Origin of the sequence: Adlercreutzia sp. ZJ141, from assembly GCF_011038965.1 — a bacterium.
Lineage (GTDB): Bacteria > Actinomycetota > Coriobacteriia > Coriobacteriales > Eggerthellaceae > ZJ141.
Map to the genome: position 1 here is coordinate 1 of NZ_JAAKEB010000044.1, position 3,182 is coordinate 3,182.

General features: G+C 53.1%; 2 protein-coding genes and 1 pseudogene. 1 reads left to right on the top strand and 2 read right to left on the bottom strand.

Going from position 1 to position 3,182, the window contains the following annotated elements; genetic code table 11:
* Positions 1–523 (bottom strand): annotated as a pseudogene (locus tag G7Y44_RS10185) (serine/threonine protein kinase); the annotation flags it as partial.
* A 329-nt stretch (positions 524–852) separates the two neighbouring features.
* On the opposite strand from G7Y44_RS10185, the gene G7Y44_RS10190 reads away from it, so the two are divergent.
* Positions 853–1,443, top strand: a complete 591-nt coding sequence (locus G7Y44_RS10190) for a TetR/AcrR family transcriptional regulator (RefSeq protein ID WP_165043565.1) — start codon at positions 853–855, stop codon at positions 1,441–1,443.
* 113 nt (positions 1,444–1,556) lie between these two features.
* Here G7Y44_RS10190 and G7Y44_RS10195 read toward each other — a convergent pair whose 3' ends face one another.
* Positions 1,557–2,831 carry an ArsB/NhaD family transporter gene (locus G7Y44_RS10195; RefSeq protein WP_165249653.1) on the bottom strand — a complete coding sequence of 425 codons (1,275 nt, stop codon included), beginning with the start codon at positions 2,829–2,831 and terminating at the stop codon, positions 1,557–1,559.
* Between the last annotated feature and the right edge of the window lie 351 nt (positions 2,832–3,182).

The window sequence follows — 3,182 nt, forward strand, 5'->3', positions numbered from 1 at the left end:
CTTCCAGCGAGATCTTCTCGTCGTAGTAGTTGTGCTTATAGGAAGCATCAGTCAGACGCGGACGCGGAGCCTGGGTCCACTTGAACTCGGGATCCTCGTCGAAGTACTGCTTCATGAGCGGCCAGTAGGCCAGATACTCGAAGTAGCGGCAACGGAAGGAGTTCGCCGAAGCCATGATCTCGTTGCCAACCGTGAGCAGGATGTCGCGCGGAGGCATGCAAGTCATCATGGCATCGTTGCGGAAATCAGGTGTACCAATGGGCTGATTCCACTGCAGAGGCGTCGGGCGATCAACAACCACGCCGCGCTCTTCGAGAGCAGAAACCAGGTTCTCGAGGCAGGCGTTGCCAACCTCAACGGTGCGCAGCGGGCGTAGGCCCCACATGCCGCGCATGTCGGAGTCCACAGGAACCTTCTCAGAGGTTGCAGGCTCCTCAGGAACGATCACGGAGTTGTCGCAGCGGCCAACAATGACGCGCTTCAACGGATCCCAGTCGTTCCAAGACTTAACTATCTTCGCCATGGCAGTGTCCTTTCGTAGGCGTTCGAAGGGCAGCGTCTCTGCTCTTCGTCTTGAGTATCAAGCACGGCGAAAATTGCTTCAAAACACAATGAGTAGCTTCTGACCTGGTTTTGGAGCAGTAACTCATAGTTTGTCACGCATTTGCTACGAACTATACGGTTTAACCTGATCGTGGGTTCATCAAATGAGAAACGTTGCTCGCCGACATTTTGCGATCTACCGCAGAATGGGTCATTACATGTCGAAAGTTGTCGAGAAATGCCCGGAGCAGCTAGCTTATGTTACACTGATAGTAACATATCGGCTGTTGCACGGACGGGGAGGACGCAATGCCGAACAATAACCGCAAGGACTTTGATGTATTCAACGCCCAGGAACTACGTATTAGAATGGGCATTTTGCACGCGGTCGACAAGTCGCTTGACCGCATGACCGTTTCGGAGATATGCAAGAACGCCGGCGTGTCCCGGCAAACATTCTATCGCTACTTCGAAAGTAAGTACGATATTCCCTGCTGGCACACTATTTACTGTCGGCAGTTCTACTTAAACGAGATCGGGCGCACCATTGGCTGGGAAACCGGTTACTATCATCATATTCGCCTGATCTTCCAGGAGTACGACTTCTACAGCAAGTCGATCCAATACAGCGTGAACACGCCATTTGGACGTTCCATCCTGCCTGAGGATCGCAAGAAGGTACTGCTTGAAACGCTGGAGAAGTATCGACACGAGCCAATCAATCGCAACATGCTCTTCATTGTGGAAACGTTTGCTCGCCTGGAATGCGAAGTGATGAATGACTGGCTGCGCAGTAGCCGTCCAGCCGACCTAGAGTCGTGGACCGAAGACCTTGTTAGTATCGTACCCACGCGCTTGTTCCGAGCGCTCGATCTCAAGGATCCCAAAGGATTGTCGTAGCTCTGAATGTCTTAGCTCTGCGAATACAAAAGGTTATGACGAAGGGGATGGGCGACTCAATGAGTCGCCCATCCCCTTTCTGTGTAGTGCAAAGCTGGCTACATGAGCCTCACTTACATCGGCGGGAAGCGCAGCACCAGGTACACGCCTGCAACAGCAATGGTAAACAGCATAACTGGGAAGCCGGTCTTTAAGAACTGCATGAAGGTGATCTCATGGCCGTTCTTCCTGGCAATATCGGAGAGCACCACATTGGCCGAAGCACCGATAAGGGTACCATTACCACCCAAGCAGGCACCAAGGGATACCGCCCACCACAAAGGCGTTACATCCATGCCGGTAGATTCCATGGTCAGAAGAATCGGAATCATGGTGGCAACAAACGGGATGTTGTCCAGGAAGCTGGAGATTACAGCCGAGCCCACCAGCAACACGAGCATGGTGACAAACACGTCGCCGCCGGTTGCAGAGATAAGCGCGTTGGCAAGCATCTCGATAACGCCGGTTTCAGCCATGGCGCCCACGATGATGAACAAGCCTGCAAAGAACGTGAGTGTAGTCCACTCCACCTCGTACAGTGCACGCTCGATGCTCTCGCCCGAAATGAGCAGCAGCACGCCAGCAGCCGTAAGTGCAATGACGCTCGATTCAACATGAAGCGCACCGTGGGCCATAAAGCCAATGACCACAAACACCATCACCACAACGCTTTGCTTCAGCAGGCGCATGCTCTTCACCTGATCGTACTCATTGAGCTCCATGATGCGCTGACGCTTTTCGTCATCAACGTGCATCTTCTTGCCGTACATGATGTAGAACAGCCCAATGCTCAGAGCAAGGATCACCACAGCGATGGGCGCATCAACCATAATAAAGTCGGCAAACGAGTAGCCCGCAGCCGAACCAATCATGATGTTCGGCGGGTCACCAATAAGCGTAGCGGTGCCACCAATGTTCGACGAAAGAATCTCTACCATGAAGTACGGAAACGGATTAACCTCGAGTAGCCTACACACCGTTACAGTCATAGGTCCGATAAGCAGCACCGTGGTCACGTTGTCAAGAAATGCCGATAGCACTGCGGTCAACAGCACGAACAACACCATAATGAGCCACGGGTTACCCTTCGCAACACGGGCGCACTTAATGGCCAGAAACTCGAACAGACCCGACTGCTTCACCACAGCTACGAATAGCATCATGCCAAACAGCACGCCAAGCGTGTTCATATCTACGTGTTCGATCGCTGCGTCGAACGGCAAGATGCCGATCAGCATGACGAGCGCCGCACCCGCGATAGCTGCAAGCGAGCGATGCAGCTTCTCCGACATGATGAACGCCATAACCACGACGAACACCACAACGGATACGATTTGTGATATTTCCATAGGATTCCCTTCTGCTAGCCTCCCATTTCAAGCGACGGCTTCATACTTGGCGCGCCGTAGCGCGCATGACCACGCATGATGCACGTCATGTAGATGAGGTATTAGAATACCGTGGCCGCATCACGCGTGGGTAGAATCACCGTAACCGTTCTGTTTCAAATTGGGTTACAAATCAGGCGCACTGTCACGCCTTGACAACAGAATATGCAGGTCGAAGGGCAAAACAATCATGAACCACCCCTCAAAGGGGTGGTTTGCTCTAGGCCTATAAGGCCGAGGGCGACCGGCGGCGTCTAAAGGCGCTGCCTTTCACTTCGTTCAAGTCGTACCGCCCTTGACTCTCGCGAGCCG